At 73.2% G+C, this 16,029-nt stretch carries 15 protein-coding genes; 9 read left to right on the top strand and 6 right to left on the bottom strand.

All coding sequences use genetic code 11. The features are described from left to right. Window positions 1-29: 29 nt before the first annotated feature. Together ALA01S_RS09100 and malQ are read left to right on the top strand one after the other, a co-directional pair. Complete coding sequence (locus tag ALA01S_RS09100; protein WP_084267369.1) at window positions 30-2,585, top strand: glycogen/starch/alpha-glucan phosphorylase; 2,556 nt, start codon at window positions 30-32, stop codon at window positions 2,583-2,585. Window positions 2,586-2,917: 332 nt separating this feature from the next. Continuing rightward, complete coding sequence (gene malQ / locus ALA01S_RS09095) at window positions 2,918-4,522, top strand: 4-alpha-glucanotransferase (RefSeq protein ID WP_259375515.1); 1,605 nt, start codon at window positions 2,918-2,920, stop codon at window positions 4,520-4,522. 31 nt (window positions 4,523-4,553) lie between these two features. Here the strand turns inward: malQ and ALA01S_RS09090 are convergent, their stop codons facing one another. The 3 genes from ALA01S_RS09090 to ALA01S_RS09080 form a co-directional block, all read right to left on the bottom strand. Next, on the bottom strand, window positions 4,554-4,976 hold the full coding sequence (locus tag ALA01S_RS09090; protein ID WP_066335030.1) for a VOC family protein: 423 nt from the start codon (window positions 4,974-4,976) through the stop codon (window positions 4,554-4,556). Window positions 4,977-5,034: 58 nt separating this feature from the next. Further along, the gene (locus tag ALA01S_RS09085) at window positions 5,035-5,670 is read right to left on the bottom strand and encodes a LysE family transporter (RefSeq protein WP_066335029.1); all 636 of its coding nucleotides are present in this window, start codon (window positions 5,668-5,670) and stop codon (window positions 5,035-5,037) included. Window positions 5,671-5,782: 112 nt separating this feature from the next. Further along, window positions 5,783-7,033 (bottom strand): MSMEG_0565 family glycosyltransferase, encoded by a 1,251-nt coding sequence (locus tag ALA01S_RS09080; protein WP_066335026.1) that lies wholly within the window; start codon window positions 7,031-7,033, stop codon window positions 5,783-5,785. Window positions 7,034-7,308: 275 nt separating this feature from the next. On the opposite strand from ALA01S_RS09080, the gene ALA01S_RS09075 reads away from it, so the two are divergent. Beyond that, entirely contained in the window at window positions 7,309-7,767 is a 459-nt protein-coding gene (locus ALA01S_RS09075) for a hypothetical protein (RefSeq protein WP_066335023.1), read from the top strand. 18 nt (window positions 7,768-7,785) lie between these two features. Here ALA01S_RS09075 and ALA01S_RS09070 read toward each other — a convergent pair whose 3' ends face one another. From ALA01S_RS09070 to ALA01S_RS34695, 3 genes are all read right to left on the bottom strand, one after another. Next, entirely contained in the window at window positions 7,786-9,153 is a 1,368-nt protein-coding gene (locus ALA01S_RS09070; protein WP_066335020.1) for a class II 3-deoxy-7-phosphoheptulonate synthase, read from the bottom strand. A gap of 191 nt (window positions 9,154-9,344) precedes the next feature. Then, on the bottom strand, window positions 9,345-10,019 hold the full coding sequence (locus ALA01S_RS34700; protein WP_259375514.1) for a LysR substrate-binding domain-containing protein: 675 nt from the start codon (window positions 10,017-10,019) through the stop codon (window positions 9,345-9,347). A 9-nt stretch (window positions 10,020-10,028) separates the two neighbouring features. After that, the gene (locus ALA01S_RS34695) at window positions 10,029-10,718 is read right to left on the bottom strand and encodes a LysR family transcriptional regulator (protein ID WP_238455740.1); all 690 of its coding nucleotides are present in this window, start codon (window positions 10,716-10,718) and stop codon (window positions 10,029-10,031) included. Window positions 10,719-11,156: 438 nt separating this feature from the next. On the opposite strand from ALA01S_RS34695, the gene ALA01S_RS09060 reads away from it, so the two are divergent. The 6 genes from ALA01S_RS09060 (at window position 11,157) to ALA01S_RS09035 (ending at window position 16,029) form a co-directional block, all read left to right on the top strand. Continuing rightward, window positions 11,157-11,618 (top strand): MarR family winged helix-turn-helix transcriptional regulator, encoded by a 462-nt coding sequence (locus tag ALA01S_RS09060; RefSeq protein WP_066335019.1) that lies wholly within the window; start codon window positions 11,157-11,159, stop codon window positions 11,616-11,618. An 82-nt stretch (window positions 11,619-11,700) separates the two neighbouring features. Then, window positions 11,701-11,892 carry a heavy-metal-associated domain-containing protein gene (locus ALA01S_RS09055; RefSeq protein WP_066335017.1) on the top strand — a complete coding sequence of 64 codons (192 nt, stop codon included), beginning with the start codon at window positions 11,701-11,703 and terminating at the stop codon, window positions 11,890-11,892. A 68-nt stretch (window positions 11,893-11,960) separates the two neighbouring features. After that, a complete protein-coding gene (locus tag ALA01S_RS32735) occupies window positions 11,961-12,482 on the top strand; it encodes a hypothetical protein (RefSeq protein WP_157118865.1) in 522 nt (173 codons plus the stop codon). 121 nt (window positions 12,483-12,603) lie between these two features. Continuing rightward, on the top strand, window positions 12,604-13,884 hold the full coding sequence (locus ALA01S_RS09045) for a TolC family protein (protein ID WP_084267368.1): 1,281 nt from the start codon (window positions 12,604-12,606) through the stop codon (window positions 13,882-13,884). Continuing rightward, window positions 13,881-14,468 carry a hypothetical protein gene (locus ALA01S_RS09040; RefSeq protein ID WP_066335005.1) on the top strand — a complete coding sequence of 196 codons (588 nt, stop codon included), beginning with the start codon at window positions 13,881-13,883 and terminating at the stop codon, window positions 14,466-14,468. Before ALA01S_RS09045 ends, ALA01S_RS09040 begins: the two co-directional genes overlap by 4 nt. A gap of 406 nt (window positions 14,469-14,874) precedes the next feature. After that, complete coding sequence (locus ALA01S_RS09035) at window positions 14,875-16,029, top strand: efflux RND transporter periplasmic adaptor subunit (RefSeq protein ID WP_066335003.1); 1,155 nt, start codon at window positions 14,875-14,877, stop codon at window positions 16,027-16,029.

Below are 16,029 nucleotides of genomic sequence, written 5' to 3'. Positions count from 1 at the left end.
TACCAACGGATCAGCCGGGAGATCAGGCGATGAGCCTCGACGATTTCACCTACGACCACCCTGACCAGGACGTCGCGTTCTTCAAGCGCGCCATAGCCAACAAGCTGATCTACGCCGTGGGCAAGGACCCGGTGGCTGCGCGCAAGGAGGACTGGCTGCATGCAGTGGCCCTGGCCGTGCGCGACCAGCTCGTGGAGCGCTGGATGCGCACCACCCGCGCGCAATACCAGCAGGACGTCAAGCGCGCCTACTACCTCTCGGCCGAGTTCCTGGTGGGCCGCACCTTCACCAACGCCCTGTTGGCGCTGGAGGTCATGGCGCCCATCAAGCAGGCGCTGGCCGACTTCGAGGTGGACTTCGACAGCCTGGCCGACCTGGAGCCCGACGCCGCGCTGGGCAACGGGGGCTTGGGCCGGCTGGCGGCGTGCTTCCTGGACAGCATGGCCACGCTGGGCGTGCCGGGCTTCGGCTACGGCATCCGCTACGAATACGGCATGTTCCGCCAGACCATCGTCGACGGCCGCCAGGTGGAGGTGCCGGACTATTGGCTCTCGCACGGCAATCCCTGGGAGTTTCCGCGGCCCGAGGTGCGCTACCGCGTGTGCTTCGGCGGCCACGTGGAAGGGCAGGGCATGCAGCGCCGCTGGGTGCCCAGCGAGGACGTCGAGGCCATGGCCTACGACACCATCATCCCCGGCTACGGCACGCAGGCCACCAACACGCTGCGGCTGTGGCGCGCGCTGGCCACGGAGGAGATGAACCTCTCCGCCTTCAACCAGGGCAACTACTTCGCCGCCGTGGAGCGCAAGAACCACAGCGAGAACGTCTCGCGCGTGCTCTACCCGGACGACAGCACGCCCTCCGGCCGCGAGCTGCGCCTGCGCCAGGAGTACTTCTTCTGCAGCGCCAGCCTGCAGGACCTCGTGCACCGCTTCCTGCGCTCGCACAAGGATTTCAATCTGCTGCCCGACAAGGTCAGCATCCACCTGAACGACACCCACCCGGTGCTGGCCGTGCCGGAGCTCATGCGGCTGCTGGTGGACGAGCACGGCATTCCGTGGGCGGCGGCCTGGGACCTCACGCGGCGCATCTTCAGCTACACCAACCACACGCTGATGCACGAGGCGCTGGAGACCTGGCCGGTGGCCATGCTGGGCCGCGTGCTGCCGCGGCACCTGCAGATCATCTTCGACATCAACGCCGAGTTCCTCAAGCGCGTGACCGAAGCGCACGGGCACGACGTGGAGCTGCTGCGCCGGGTGTCGCTGATTGACGAATCCGGCGAGCGCCGCGTGCGCATGGCTTACGTTGCAGTGGTGGCCAGCCACAGCGTCAACGGCGTGTCGCAACTGCACTCCGACCTGATGCAGCAAAGCATCTTCGCGGACTTTGCCCGGTTGTGGCCGCAACGCTTCAACAACAAGACCAACGGCATCACGCCGCGGCGCTGGCTGGCGCAGGCCAACCCGCGCCTGGCCGCGCTGCTGGACGGCCGCCTGGGCCGCGGCTGGCGGCGCGAGCTGGACCAGCTCGGCGTGCTGCGCAAGATGGCCGAGCAGCCCGCCTTCGTCCAGGCCTTTGCGCTGGCCAAGCGCCACAACAAGGAACGGCTGGCGCAGTGGATCGCCACGCACCTGCCGCAGTTGAAGCTGGAGCTGGACCCGGACGCGCTCTTCGACGTGCAGGTCAAGCGCATCCACGAGTACAAGCGCCAGTTGCTCAACCTCTTGGGCGTGATCACGCGCTACCACCGCATGGTGGACGAGCCGGAGCGCGACTGGGTGCCGCGCGTGGTGATCTTCGCGGGCAAGGCGGCCAGCGCCTACCACGTGGCCAAGCAGATCATCCACTTGGCCAACGACGTGGCGCGCATCATCAATGCCGACCCGCGCACGCGCGGCCGGCTCAAGGTGGTGTTCCTGCCCAACTACTCGGTGAGCCTGGCCGAGGTGATCATCCCCGCCGCCGATCTCTCCGAGCAGATCTCGACCGCTGGCACCGAGGCCTCCGGCACCGGCAACATGAAGTTCGCGCTCAACGGCGCGCTGACGATCGGCACGCTGGACGGCGCCAACATCGAGATCCAGCAGAACGTGGGCGAGGACAACATCTTCATTTTCGGCAACACCACGGCCGAGGTGCAGGCGCTGCGCGCGCGCGGCTACCACCCGCGCGAGTTCTACGAAGGCGATGCCGAGCTCAAGCGCGCGCTGGACGCGCTGCGCGACGGCGACTTCAGCCCCGAGGAGCCCGGCCGCTACCGCCAGCTCTTCGACACGCTGGTGAACTGGGGCGACCACTACATGCTGCTGGCCGACTACCGCAGCTACATGGACGCGCAGGACAAGGTGGACGCGCTCTACCGCGACCGCGATGCCTGGACGCGCAAGGCCATCCTCAACGTCGCCGGCATGGGGCCGTTCTCGTCGGACCGCACCATTGCCGAGTACGCGCGCGAGATCTGGAAGACGACGCCTGTGAAGCTGCCCATGGGCAAGGCCGGCGGCAAGGACGGGCAGGTGCCTGGCGGCACGCCCGGTGCGGCCGCAACCGGAGCGGAGCCGGTGACGGCGGTGGGTGGCTGAACAGGCGCCGCTGGCCGCAGTCCATTGGCTGTTGGCTGTTGGTCGACAGCCGGCACTTTCCCGCCTTCTGCTTCGTCATTCCCGCGAAGGCGGGAATCCAGGCGGTCCCCCAGTTGGCCGTGGGTTGCTTGGGTAGCGTACTGGGGCGCAAAGCCCGGTAATTCCTGCATCACCTCTGCGCTTGGGCGTGGGCCCGCCTGGATTCCCGCCTCCGCGGGAATGACGGCTCGGGATGCGCTGCGCCGCAAGCTCCGGCCGCCGCCCGTCAACTTCGCCAATCGCCCGCCTCGCCGCTTACTCACTTTCGTGAACAAGCTGGCGTTCCCGCCGGATTGACAGGGCGGTGTGCGGGCGCGCCCGTTGACGGGGGGCGTGCAAAACGACGACACAGCACACCAACACCCAGGGAGCCTTTTTCCATGCCCATCGCCCAACGCTTGCCCCGCGGCAGCGGTGTCGTCCTGCATCCCACCTCCTTGCCGGGCCCGCACGGGGCGGGCGATTTCGGCGCGGGCGCCTACCACTTCGTGGACTGGCTGGCCGCCGGCGCGCAGACGCTGTGGCAGATGCTGCCCCTGGGCGGCGTGGGCCTTGGGCATTCGCCCTACATGAGCAGCTCGGCCTTCGCCGGCAACGTGCTGCTCATCGACCTGCACGCTCTGCACCGCCAGGGCTGGCTCACGGCCGAGGAGGTGGCCGCGCCGGCCGGCTTCAGCGACCGCCACGTGGACTACGAGCGCGTCATTCCCTGGCGCATGGAGCGCCTGGCCGCCGCCGCGCGCCGTTTCGCCGACACCGCCACGCCGGCCGAGCAGGCGGCTTTTGAAAGCTTCCGCACCGAGCAGGCTGCCTGGCTGCCGGATTACGCCCTCTTCATGGCCCTGGCCGAGGCGCATCCCGGCCAGGACTGGATGGACTGGCCCGCGCCCCTGGCCTGGCGCGAGGGCCCGGCCCTGCGCGCGGCGCGTGCGGAGCTCGCCCAGCGCATCGCCTTCTGGGAATTCACGCAGTGGTGCTTCAGGACGCAGTGGGACGCGCTGCATGCCTACGCCCGCGCCCGCGGCGTGCGCATCGTGGGCGACATGCCCATCTTCATCGCGCTGCAAAGCGCCGACGTGTGGTGCCACCCCGAGCTGTTCGAGCTGGACGCGCGGGGCCGCCCAACGGTGGTGGCCGGCGTGCCGCCGGACTTTTTCAGCGCCGACGGCCAGCGCTGGGGCAATCCGCTCTACCGCTGGAGCGCGCATGCCGAGCAGAACTTCGGCTGGTGGACCGAGCGGCTGCGCCGCACGCTGGAGCTGGTCGACATCGTCCGCATCGACCACTTCCGCGGCTTTGCCGGCTACTGGGAGATACCGGCCGAGGAGCCGACGGCGCTCAAGGGCTGCTGGAAGCCGGGCCCGGGCGCGGCGCTGTTCCAGGCGGCGGCCGCCGCGTTGGGTGAGCTGAGCGTGATTGCCGAGGACCTGGGCGTGATCACGCCGGACGTGGAGGCGCTGCGCCTGGAGCTGGGCTTTCCCGGCATGCGCGTGCTGCAGTTCGCCTGGGGCGATCCGGCCGACGGCGGCGAGCCGCGCTTTCTGCCCCACCGCCACGCGCACGACACCGTGGTCTACACCGGCACCCACGACAACGACACCACGCGCGGCTGGTGGGCCAGCGCGCGTGAAGACCTGCGCCACCACCTGCGCGAATACCTGGCCACCGACGGCATGGCCATCCACTGGGACCTCATCCGCGCCGCCATGGCCAGCGTGGCCGACCTGGCCCTCTTTCCCCTGCAGGACGCGCTGGGCCTGGACGGCACGCACCGCATGAACCGTCCCGGCACGCCGCAAGGCAACTGGGCCTGGCGCTTCGACTGGAGCCTGGTGGCGCCGGACACCGCGGCGCGGCTGCGCCGCATGGCGCAGCTCTACGGGCGGCTGCCCGCGTGACGCGCGACAGGGCGGCGCGCGCCGTTGCGCCTCAACCCAGGTCTTTGAAACCCGGGTTGAAGCTCACTTCCCACAGGTGCCCGTCCGGGTCCTGGAAGTAGGCGGCGTAGCCGCCGTAAAAGGTGTCGGCGGCCGGCTTGACGACGGTGGCGCCGGCCTGGCGGGCCAGGGCCAGCGCCGCGTCCACCTCGCCGCGCGAGCCGACGTTGTGCGCGAGCGTGACGTGGGTGGGCGCCGGGCCGCTGTCGGCCAGCCCGGTGTCGGCGGCGATGCTCTTGCGCGGCCACAGCGCCAGCTTCAGCCCGCCTTCCAGCTCGAAGAAGGCCACGGCGCCGTTCTCGAACTCGCGGCCGACGATGCCCTGCGTCGGCCATCCCAGGCCGTCGCGGTAGAAGGCCACGGCGCGCTCCAGGTCGGCCACGCCCAGGGTCAGCAAGGTGATGCGCGGTTTCATGCCGCGGGCGGGGCAGGCCGCGTGCCGAAGCAGGGCACGCGCATCGGCTGCGCCGGCCTCAAGCGGCCCGCTTGAACGTCGCCAGCAGCATGGCCACGAACACGAACAGCGAGCCGAAGACGCGGTTGAGCGCCTTCACCTGGCGCTCCGAGCGCAGCAGCCGCAGCACGCGCGCGGCCAGCACGGTGTAGCCGGCCATGACCACCAGGTCCGTGAAGGCCAGCGTCGCGCCGATCACCAGGTACTGGCCACCCAACGGCCGTGCCAGGTCCAGGAACTGCGGCACCACGGCCAGCAGGAACACGGTGCCCTTGGGGTTGACGGCGTTGACCATCCAGCCCTTGAGCACGAGCTTGTGCCGCGCCACGGGCTGCGCGGGGGCGTCCGTGGGCTCGCCGGCCAGCGCCTGCGCCGGCGCGCGCCACTGCTTGATGCCCAGCCACAGCAGGTAGGCCACGCCCACCCACTTGACCACCGCGAAGGCCAGCGACGAGGCCGCGATCAGCGCGCCCAGCCCAACGCCCACCACCACGATCTGCGTCCAGATGCCCAGCACCAGGCCCAGCGTCATGAAGTAGCCGCGCTTGAACCCGTGCGCCAGTCCGGCGCTCATGGCCGCCACGGCACCGGCGCCGGGCGAGAGGCTGATGGCCCAGGAGGCCGCGAAGAATGCAATCCAGACGGAGATATCCATCCCGCGATGGTAGAGCCCCCATCCAGGGGGCCGACGGCCACTTTCAACGGCCGCCGGCAAAGCCCGCGGTGGTGAGGGCTAAGAAAAGCGGTTTAGTCCCGCCAGGCGGGCTTCAAGCCGCCCGGCGCCGCACCTGCCGGTGCGCCAGCACCTGCGCGTACCAGGCCTCGTGCGCGGCGGCGCCGTGCTCCCAGCCGTGCTCCACGCACACCTTGGGCGGCCGCTGGTGCCGCGGCTGCATGGCTGCGCGCTGCAGGCCCAGGGCGATGGAGTCCTCGTCGCCCGGGTCGCACCAGGACACGCCGCCGGCCTGGTCCATGAGCTCGCTGAAGGGCGCGCGGCGCGACAGCAGCACCGGCGTGCCGCAGGCCAAGGCTTCGAGCGCGGCTTGGCCGCTGCCCTGGGCCAGCGAGGGCAGTGCCAGCAGGCGGGCCCGGCGCAGCAGCGCGGGCAAGGCCGTGTCCGGCACGCTCCCGCAGCGCCACACCGGCTCGCCGGGGCCTTCTTGCCAGCCCAGGCGGCGCAGCGCGTCGCGCCAGGCGCGCTGGGCGGCGCCGGCTTCCGAGCAGTCATCGTCCCCGGCCAGCACCAGGCGGGCGTGCGCCCAGTGCGGGCGGGCGGCGCGCCAGCTCGCGAAGGCTGCGAGCAGCCGCGCGGCGTTGCGGTGCGGCTGCAGCCCGCCCAAGGCCAGCACCAGTGGCGCGCCGTCGTCCGGCAGCCCAAGCGCGCGAAGGTGCGCGGCATCGTCGGCGCGTGCCGTGGGCTGGAATGGGCTCAGGTCCACGCCGGCGTGCAGCCGGCGGGCTTGCGCGCCGTGCTGCTGGCGCAACTGGCGGCAACTGGCCTCGCTCAGGCAGGCCACGGCATCGGCCGAAAGCCAGCCCCGCGCCTGCCAGCGCTCCAGCAGCGGCTGGCGCAAGGCGTCCAGCCGGTGCACGGTGCGCACCCAGGGCGGCAGCTGCGGCAGGTGGTTGCGCAGCGTGGCCAGCGCGTTGCCGTTGAGCCCGTCCTGGGCATGCAGCAGGTCGAAGCGGCCGGCTGTCAGCACCGCCGGCAGCGCCTGCTCCAGCGCGGCGATGCGCCGCGCCACCTGCTCCACGCGGCAGCCCGTGGCCGGCGGCACGGGCAGCAGCGCCACCGCGCAGCCCGGGTCGCGGAACGGACGCTCGCCGGCCTGCGCGGGCGCCACCACCGTCACCGCGTGGCCGCGCGCGGCCAGCGCACGCGCCAGCCCAAACGTGTGCGCCGCCGCACCGTCCGGCTGCACGCCCGGCGCCAGCAGCGCGATGCGCATGGCGTCGCCGTACCGCGCGCCGCGCGTTGCCGGCCACTGTTCAAAGGCTGCTTGCTGCTGTGCTTCCACGGTGGGCTGTCCTCCTGCGGATGTAGGCCGCCCGCCACGTCGGCGGGCCGGGGTTGGGCGGCGCAGGGCAAGCCGCGGGCCCGGCGCCTGGCGCACCCCGCAGTGGGGCAATTCCCCATGGTCCCGGTACAAAGCTCCTGTGGTGCGTGTCGGACATGGCTATGGCCGCACCGTGGGGGAACCGGGACCATGGTTTCCAGCCCGTTGCGATGCAGGACGGCAGCGGGCCAGGCGGCGCGGGCCTGGGCTGCGCCGAACCACAGCGGAGGGAAGCCATGAAGAACGTCGTCATCCATGTCGCGGCCGGTTCCTGTCTGGCGGCGCTCCTGCTGGCCGGCGGGGGGCTGCTGGGGGGCGAGGACGCGGACCTCTCGCCGCGCGGCTGGAGCCGCGCGCTGGCGCTGCGCACCGAGGTGTTCCAGGCCGAGCGCAGCGCGGGCGACGGGCGCATCACCGTCACGCTGGTCAACGAGGGCGAGGACACTGCCACCCACATCCAGCCCCTGGTGCTGCCGCCGCATTTCAAGCTGCTGCGCGACGACTGCACCGCGCAGCGGCTGCCCGCCGGCGCGAGTTGCGGCTACACGCTGGCGCTGGACGCGGCCGGCCCGCGTGCCGGCACGGTGGGCCTGGAGGTGCGCTACGACTACGCCGACGCGCGCGACCGCAGCGTCGGCGGCACCGTCTCCTACCCCGGCGTCGCGGCCGTGGCGGCCACCAGCCTCAACGACTGACGGCCGCCGGACCCGGCCTCAGGCGGCGGCCGGCGCCGCTGTGCGCTGCCCGCGCAGCATCTCGGCGATCAGGAAGGCCAGCTCCAGGCTTTGCGAGCCGTTTAGGCGCGGGTCGCAGGCCGTGAGGTAGCGCTGTGACAGCCCCTCGTCGGTGAGCGCCTGCGCGCCGCCGCGGCACTCGGTGACGTCCTGCCCCGTCATCTCGAAGTGCACGCCGCCCGCGTGCGTGCCTTCCGCCGCGTGCACGGCGAAGAACTCGCGCACCTCCTGCAGGATGCGATTGAAGTCCCGCGTCTTGAGCCCGTTGGACGCCGTGACGGTGTTGCCGTGCATGGGGTCGCAGCACCACACCGGCAGCCGCCCGGCGCGGCGCACCGCGCGCAGCAGCGCCGGCAGCTTTTCGCCCACCTGGCCCGCGCCCATGCGGCTGATGAGCACCATGCGGCCGGGCTCGTTGTCGGGGTCCAGCACGTCCAGCAGCCGCAACACGTCGTCGGGGTGGGCCGTTGGGCCGAGCTTGACGCCCAGCGCGTTGTCCAGCCCGCGCAGGAATTCCACGTGGGCGCCCTGCGGGTCGCGCGTGCGCTCGCCCAGCCACAGCATGTGGGCCGAGCCGCCGTACCAGCGGCCGTTCTCGCCGCGGCGGGCCAGGGCCTGCTCGTAGTGCAGGTGCAGCGCCTCGTGCGAGATGTGGAACTCCACCTCGCGCAACTGCGGCGTCTGCGCCGCGAAGCCGCAGGCCTCCATGAAGGCCAGCGAGTCGGTGATGCGGTCGGCCAGTTCCTCGAAGCGCGCGCCCTGCGGGCTGGCCTTCACGAAATCCGCCGTCCAGCGGTGCACCTGGTGCAGGTCGGCAAAGCCGCCGTGCGAGAGCGCGCGCAGCAGGTTGAGCGTGGTGGCCGAATGGCCGAAGGCCGCCAGCAGCCGCTGCGGGTCGGGTTGGCGCGCCGCGGCGTCGAAGGCGCCGGCGTTGACGATGTCGCCGCGGTAGGAGGGCAGCGTCACGCCGCCCTGGGTCTCGGTGTCGGAGGAGCGCGGCTTGGCGAACTGCCCGGCGATGCGCCCCACCTTCACCACCGGGCACTTGGCCGCGTAGGTGAGCACCACGGCCATCTGCAGGATGACGCGGAAGGTGTCGCGCACCGTCGCTTCGCTGAGCTCGTCAAAGCTTTCGGCGCAGTCGCCGCCTTGCAGCAAAAAAGCCTCGCCGCGGGCGACCGCCGCCAGGCGCTGGCGCAGCGCGGCGATCTCGCCGGCAAAGATGAGCGGCGGGCGGCTGGCGAGCTGGCGTTCGGCCTCCTGCAGCGCGGCCGCGTCGGGGTAGGCGGGGAGCTGGCGCGCGGGGCGGCCGCGCCAGCCGTCGGGGGTCCAGGGCGTGGTGGGCATGAGGGATGTCCTTGTGTCGTGTGCCGCGTGCGCGGCCAGGGCCGGCAGCGTAGCGCCGCGGCTGGGCTTGTCCGGGGATTGTTCTGCCGGCGACAACGAAGCCGCCGCCTTTCGCGCCGCACGCCTTGCAGGCGGGCCGGCGGCGGGCCGAATTGCAACCGGGCCACGGGTTCGGCCCGCCAGCGGGCCTCCTACAAGCGGGGCGCCGCTGGCTTGTCGATGGCTACGGCCGGCAGCACCGCCGCCACTGCCGCCGCGCAATGCTCGACAAACCGCTGCAGCTCCGGCGCCGGCTCGCCCGTGCCGCGCAAGGCCAGGCCGATGTGGCGCGCGGTGCCCGGCAACGGCACGGGGACGATGGCCGCCGCCCCGTCGGCCTCCGCCAGCGTCTGCGCCCGCGACGCCAGCGCCAGGTGGCCGGTCTGCAAAGTGAACGCCTGGGTGAGCGCCGGGCTGCTGGCGCGCAGGCGGCCTGGCGGCGGCTGTAGACCCTCGCGCTCGAAAGCCAGGCGCAGCGCGGCGGCCGCGGGCGTGCCGGGCAGGGGCACCACCCATTCCCAGGCCAGCAGCGCGCGCAGCGAGGGCGACGGCAGCGCCAGCGCCGGGTGGCCGCGCCGCGCCACCACGGCCAGCTCGTCCTCGAACAGCTTCAATTGCCGCACCTCGGCCGGCGGCGCCTCGGCGCGCAGCGCGCCGGCAATCACGTCGACGTCGGCGCTCAGGAGCTGCTGCACCAGGCTTTCATAGGTGCCGTCCACCACCTGCACCTGCACGTTGGGGTGCTCGCGCAGCAGCGACTCCACCGCGCGCGGCAGGAACAGCGCCACCGACAGCGGCAGCACCCCGACCACCACGCGGCCGCGCACCTCGCCGCGCTAGGCCGCCACGTCGCCCGCGATGGCGCGCAGCTCCGCAAACGCCAGCTTGGCGCGCCGCAGCAGTGTCTGGCCCGGCGGCGTGAGCCGCGTCCCTTGGGCCGACTTGTAGAAGAGGCGCAAGCCCAGTGCCTGCTGCAGCGCCTGCAGCGCCCCATGCACGGCCGGCTGCGACAAGCCCAGCGCCTGCGCCGCGCGCGCCTCGCTGCCGCGCGCGGCCACGGCCACCAGCGCGCGCAGCGCGGCCGGCGTGACGGCGGCGGCAAAGCGCTCGGCCGCCACGGGCCGCGGCGGCTGGTCCGGCGCGGCGGCCTCGGCTTCGGCCGCGCCACGGGCCAGGTGGGCGAACACCGTGTCCGCGCGCCGCGCCACGCGCTCGCCCGCGGGCGTGGGCACCATGCCGCGCGCGGTGCGGACGAACAGCGGCACCTGCGCCGCCCGCTCCAGTTCCGCCACGGCCCGCGCCACCGCCGGCTGCGACAGGTGAATCGCCTCGGCCGCCCGCACCGTGCTGCCATGCCGCGCCACGGCGCGCAGCGCGAACAAGGCCTTCAGGCGCTCGGCCAGTGGCGGGAATTCAAAGGGGTCCGGCCCCGCGGGTGCTGCGGCCTGGGGAGGGGCGGCGGCGACGGGCGCGCGGCGGGCCAAAGACGCCGGGCCGGCGCTGTGCCGGCGAGCGGGATCGGACATGGAGGGCTCGGTGGGCTTCGATGCCGGGCGGCGACAAGCGGCACGCCGCGGAGGCGGCGGATTGCACCACGCCACGCGCCCGGCCGCCGAAAAAAGATCAGGCTGCAACTGCACGCTCAACCGTGCGCGTGGAAGACGCGCCGGCCAAGCGCACCCTCTGCGAGCTGCCGGATCGCGGCGACGTCGACGCCTTCGTCGCCCTGCGCCCGCCCAGCCGCCACGTGCCGCGGCGCAACCCGGACATCGCCCGGCTGTTCGACGATCCCACTGCCACCGCAGGGCGGTTGCGTGCGTCATCAATGGCGCGGCGGCCGCTGCAGTCGCTGCGGCCAGGAGCTGCGGTGGCGTTTGCGAGAATTCCCCACCCTGCCACTTCGCCCTGCTGCCGTGCGTGTCTCCAAAGCTGCCCAGGAAAGAGAAAACGAAGTCGCCCGCCGCATGCTTCGGCACTGGCACGAGGCCGTGCCCAACGACCGCATGGCGCACCTGCTCAAGGACACCATGCGCGCCTTCGACCGCTCGCTGCGCGCGCGGCTGGCGCGCCACGGCGTGCAGATGGGGCACTGGGTCTACCTGCGCATCCTGTGGGAGCGCGACGGCCTCACCAAGCGCGAGCTCAGCATGGAGGCCGGCGTGGCCGAGCCCACCACCTTCATCGCGCTGCGCGCCATGGAGTCGCTGGGCTACGTGCGGCTGGAGCAGCGCGCCGACAACCGCAAGAACGTCTACGTCCACCTCACCGACGAAGGCCGGCAGCTCAAGGGCGTGCTGGTGCCGCTGGCCGAGGAGGTCAACGCCATCGCGCTGCAGGGCGTGCCGGAAGCCGAGGCCGCCGCCGCGCGCCGTACCCTGCTGACCATGCTGGACAACCTCTCGCGCGACGAGGCGCAGGGCGATTGAAAAAAAGCGGCCCCGGTGCTTGACCTTCCCACCGTGGCAAGGCTGAGACTGGCGCCCATCCACCCCTTGAGGAGCACTTGCCATGATCGAGTTCACCCTGCCTGACATGAGCTGCGGCCACTGCGTGGGCGCCGTGACCCAGGCGTTGCAGGCCGCTGCGCCGCAGGCGCGCGTGCACGTCGACCTGGCCACCAAGAAGGTGCAGGTCGAGAACGCCGAGGACCGCGAGGCCCTGGCCCGCGCCCTGTCCGACGCCGGCTACGACCCCGCGTGACGCACTGCCGCCCCGTGCGCCCGGCTTGACCCTGGTAAAGCCGGCGCGCGCGGCGCGGACGCCTAAACTTGCGTCCACCCCTGCGTCCTTCATCCGCCGTCCTGCCCGTGCGCCGCCTCATCGCCATCGTCCTGATGCTCCTGCTGCCGCTGCAGTCGGCGTGGGCGCTCGTGGCCATGCCGTGCCTGGGGCACCTGAGCCTGCCGCTGGCCGTCCAGGCAGCCCAGGCAGAGGCGCAGGGACACGGTGCGGCGCACCATGCCGCGCATGCCGGCCATGACGTGGCGCCTGCAGCCCTGGCGCATCAAGCCGGTGCGGCAGCGCATCAGCACCACGACGGTCACGATGGCCATGACGCCGCGGCGACGGGCCCGGCCGATGACGGCGGCACTTCTTCCTCCCCCCTGACCGATCCCTGCAGCGGCTCCGCCGCCTGCATGAGCCTGCACTCGCCCCCGCTGTCCGCCGCGTTCGACGCCGGCTTGCCGGCCCTGGCGCCCGCGGGCTGGCTGCCGCCCGCGCCAGGGCAGCGCTTCAGCTCCGTGCCGCCGCAGCGGCTGCACCGGCCGCCCATAGGCCTGGCCGCCTGAAGCGGCGCCAGGTTCCTTTCCCAGCCTGACCGCGACGAGGCTGCTGCCGCCGTGCAGCGCCGCCCGCCCGTGCGCCGCTTCCCCAACGCCTTGCAGTTGCACCGTTGCAGAGGAAGCCTCGATGAGACGAATCACCGTGCCGGTGGTGCTCGCGGCCGCCGTGTCCGCGTGGGCCGCCGACGCGCCCCCGCCGTCCGCCGCGCCCGTGTCGGCGCCCGCCGAAACCCCGGCCGCGCCTTGGACGCCCTCGGCCGCCGCGCCGGCCACGCTGCGCGACGCGCTGGCGCTGGCTTGGGCACGCTCGCCCGCCGGCCAGGCCCTGCCCGCGCGCGGCGAGCAGGCGCAGGCCGCCGCCGAGCTGGCCCGCGGCCTGGCGCCCGGCGCGCCGCGCGTGAGCCTGAGCGCGCTGGACGACCGCTTCAACCACCGCGCCGGCCGCCGCGAGCTGGAGGCCGAGATCGGCGTGCCGCTGTGGCTGCCGGGGCAGCGCGAGGCGCAGCGCTCCGTCGCGCAGGCCCAGCTCCAAAGCCTGGCCGACGACGGCCAAGCGCGCCGCCTGCAGCTTGCCGGTGAGCTGCGCGAAGCCTGGTGGCTGCTCGCCGCCGCGCGCGAAGACGCCGCGCTGCAGCAGCGCCGGCTGGCATCCGCCCGCGCGCTGCAGGCCGACGTGGAGCGCCGCCAGCGTGCCGGCGAGCTGGCGCGCACCGATGCCAACAGCGCCGCGGTGGAAACGCAAAGCGCCGAAGCCGCGCTGGCCGACGCGCGGCTGCTGGAGCGCCTGGCCGCCGACCGGCTGAGCGCGCTCACCGGCGCCCATGCTCCCGCCGTGCTGACGGCCGAGCCCGCGGTGGCGGCCCCGCCAGACGCCGACGCCGTGCATCCGCGCCTGGCCGCGGCGGCGGCGGCCGTGCGCGTGGCGCAGGCGCGGCTGCAACTGGTGGAGCGCAGCGCGCGCGAGGCGCCGGAGGTGTCGGTGCGGCTGCTGCGCGAGCGCGGCGCCGCCGACGAGCCCTATGCCACCGCGGTGGGCGTGCGGCTGAGCGTGCCGCTGGCCTCCGCGCCGCGGCGCTTGCGCGACAGCGCCGAGGTGCGCGCCGAGCTGCTGGAGGCGCAGGCCACCGAGGCGCAGTTGCAAACGCAATGGGCGCTGGAGCAGCAGGCGGCGCGGCGCGAGCGCGACGCGGTTGAAGCCAAGGCCGCGCTGGCCGCGCGCCGCGCCGCGCTCACGGCCGACACGCTGGCGCTGATCCAAAAATCCTTTTCATTGGGCGAAAGCGATCTGCCCACGCTGCTGCGCGCCCGCGCCGCGGCCTTCGACGCCGAGAGCGACGTGCGCCGGCTCGAAGTTGCCCGCGCCGCCGCTTTGTCTCGCCTGCGCCAAGCCCTTGGAGTGCTGCCATGACCCGCTTTTTCCTGTTTTCCCTGGGCCTGCTGTTGGGCTTCGTCGTCACCTCGGTGTTCGCCCACGGGGGCGAGGACCACGGGCCGCCCGCCGTGGTCAACGCCCGGCCGCTGCTGCCGCGCGTGATGGCGCACTCCGAGCTGTTCGAGCTGGTCGGTGTGCTGGAGCCCGGCGGCCGGCTGCTGCTGTGGCTGGACGCCGCGGCCGACAACGCGCCCGTGGCCGGCGCGAGCGTGGACGTGGAGGGCGCGGGCGCCAACGCCAAGGCGGCCGAGCTCTCGGCCGGCGTCTACGAGCTCAAGCTGCCGCAGGCCCCGGCCGTTGGTCAGCACCCGATGACGTTCACCGTGCAGGCGGGCAGCGACATGGACTTGTTGGGCGCGCCGCTGGTGGTGGCGCCAGCCGCCGCGCCTGCGCACGGGCCTGCGGATGCGCCCGCAACGGTGCCCGCTGCGGGCGAGGGCACGCCGCGCGCGGCCTGGCTGCAGCCGCTGGGCTGGATCGCGCTGGGCGCGGCCGGCATGGGAGCGGCGATGGCCGCGATGTCGGCGCGGCGGCGGCGGCGCGTGGCGGGTGGACGGTGAGGGAATGACCGTGGTCAAGAACGAAAACCAGGCCGCTCGCCGAGTGGCCTGTCGCATCCCGCAAGCGCCCACGGTTCGCCGTTGGCTGGTCCTTGCATCCCGGGAACAGGAGCGTCTCGCTCCCCACTTCGTCATTCCCGCGAAGGCGGGAATCCAGGCGGCCCCACGCTGGAGCGAAGGGGCGACGCAGGAAAAGCGCGGTTTGGACCTTGTGACGCCGGCTCATGAGCTGGCGGCCGGCTTGAGGGCCGCCTGGATTCCCGCCTTCGCGGGAATGACGGCTCGGGGGACGCCGCAGGCCAGTCTCCGGCTGGCGGCTATCAACTTTCCCCGGACAGCAGTGCGCCTGCGCGGGGATGACGACAGGGTGGGGTTGGCGCATCGGCTTGCGGCTGGCGTCCACCGCGTGGCGCTCGCTGCACTGCTGTCCCTGACTGCCCTTGCTCCCACCGCCCACGCCCACGGCGACGAGGACCATTCCCACGACGCTCCCAAGACCGCCACTTCCGCCGCGGGCCCCACCGGCAAGCCGGCCGCCGACGCCGCCCCGGCCGGTGCTGCATCGCTGGAAGCCTCCGCCCGCCTGGCCGACGGCAGCCTTTTCGTGCCCAAGCACGTGCAGCGGCTGCTGGCCGTGCGCACGGTGCCCGTTACCGAGGGCGCGCTCTCGGCCGCCGTGGAGCTCAACGGCCGCGTCGTCATAGAGCCCGGCAGCGGCGGGCGCATCCAGGCCACGCAGCCGGGCACCGTCGTTCCCGCCGGCAAGGCGTTCCCCGTGCTGGGCCAGAAGGTGCGTAAAGGTGAAATCGTCGCCTGGCTGCGCCCAACGGCCAGCTCGCTGGAGCGCGGCGACCGCGTCGGCCAGCAGGCCGAGTTGGGCGCCCAAACCGCGCTGGCCGAGCGGCGCATCGCGCGGCTGGAGCAGCTCGAAGGCTCCGTGCCGGCCAAGGAAATCGAGGCCGCCCGCGTGGAGCTGCAGGCGCTGAAGAAACGCCAGGCCGCGCTCGCCGCCGCGCTGGACGCGCCGCAGCCGCTGGCCTCGCCCGTGGACGGCGTCATCAGCGCCGTCGACATCGTCGCGGGCGAGGTGGTGGACGCCAAGGCGCTGCTGTTCGAAGTGGTCGATCCCACGCGGCTGGCCGTCGAAGCGCCGGCCTACGACCTGGAGCTGCCGTCGAAAGTCTTGTCAGCCGAAGGGCTGGCCGGTGGTCGCCTGTTGAAACTGCAGGTGGCTGGCGCGGGCCGGCTGCTGCGCGACCAGGCGCTGCCCATGCGGTTCCGCGTGCTGGATGCCGCCGCGCCGCTGGCCGTGGGCCAGCCGGTGAAGGTGACGCTGCGCACTCGCGGCACGGCGCAGGGCGTGGCGCTGCCGGCCTCGGCCGTCACGCGCAACGCGGCGGGTGAAACGGTGGTCTGGGTGCACGAGGACCCCGAGCGCTTCGAGCCGCGCCGCGTGCGCCCGCAGCCGCTGGGCGCGGACACGGTGGCCGTGCGCGAGGGCCTCAAGGCGGGCGAGCGCGTCGTCACCAGCGGCGCGGCGCTGCTGGCGCAGGTGCGCTGA

It is taken from the genome of Azohydromonas lata NBRC 102462 (assembly GCF_001571085.1).
Lineage (GTDB): Bacteria > Pseudomonadota > Gammaproteobacteria > Burkholderiales > Burkholderiaceae_C > Azohydromonas > Azohydromonas lata.
This window is presented reverse-complemented; position numbering and strand designations above follow the sequence as displayed.

Excerpts from the sequence above, each read along its gene's own strand:
- ALA01S_RS09090 (WP_066335030.1), bottom strand. The coding sequence starts at position 4,976 with ATGAAACCGCGCATCACCTTGCTGACCCTGGGCGTGGCCGACCTGGAG.
- ALA01S_RS09100 (WP_084267369.1), top strand. The coding sequence starts at position 30 with ATGAGCCTCGACGATTTCACCTACGACCACCCTGACCAGGACGTCGCG.
- ALA01S_RS09045 (WP_084267368.1), top strand. The coding sequence starts at position 12,604 with ATGAGACGAATCACCGTGCCGGTGGTGCTCGCGGCCGCCGTGTCCGCG.
- ALA01S_RS09075 (WP_066335023.1), top strand. The coding sequence starts at position 7,309 with ATGAAGAACGTCGTCATCCATGTCGCGGCCGGTTCCTGTCTGGCGGCG.
- ALA01S_RS09085 (WP_066335029.1), bottom strand. The coding sequence starts at position 5,670 with ATGGATATCTCCGTCTGGATTGCATTCTTCGCGGCCTCCTGGGCCATC.
- ALA01S_RS09055 (WP_066335017.1), top strand. The coding sequence starts at position 11,701 with ATGATCGAGTTCACCCTGCCTGACATGAGCTGCGGCCACTGCGTGGGC.
- ALA01S_RS09040 (WP_066335005.1), top strand. The coding sequence starts at position 13,881 with ATGACCCGCTTTTTCCTGTTTTCCCTGGGCCTGCTGTTGGGCTTCGTC.
- ALA01S_RS34695 (WP_238455740.1), bottom strand. The coding sequence starts at position 10,718 with ATGTCCGATCCCGCTCGCCGGCACAGCGCCGGCCCGGCGTCTTTGGCC.
- ALA01S_RS09070 (WP_066335020.1), bottom strand. The coding sequence starts at position 9,153 with ATGCCCACCACGCCCTGGACCCCCGACGGCTGGCGCGGCCGCCCCGCG.
- ALA01S_RS09060 (WP_066335019.1), top strand. The coding sequence starts at position 11,157 with ATGCTTCGGCACTGGCACGAGGCCGTGCCCAACGACCGCATGGCGCAC.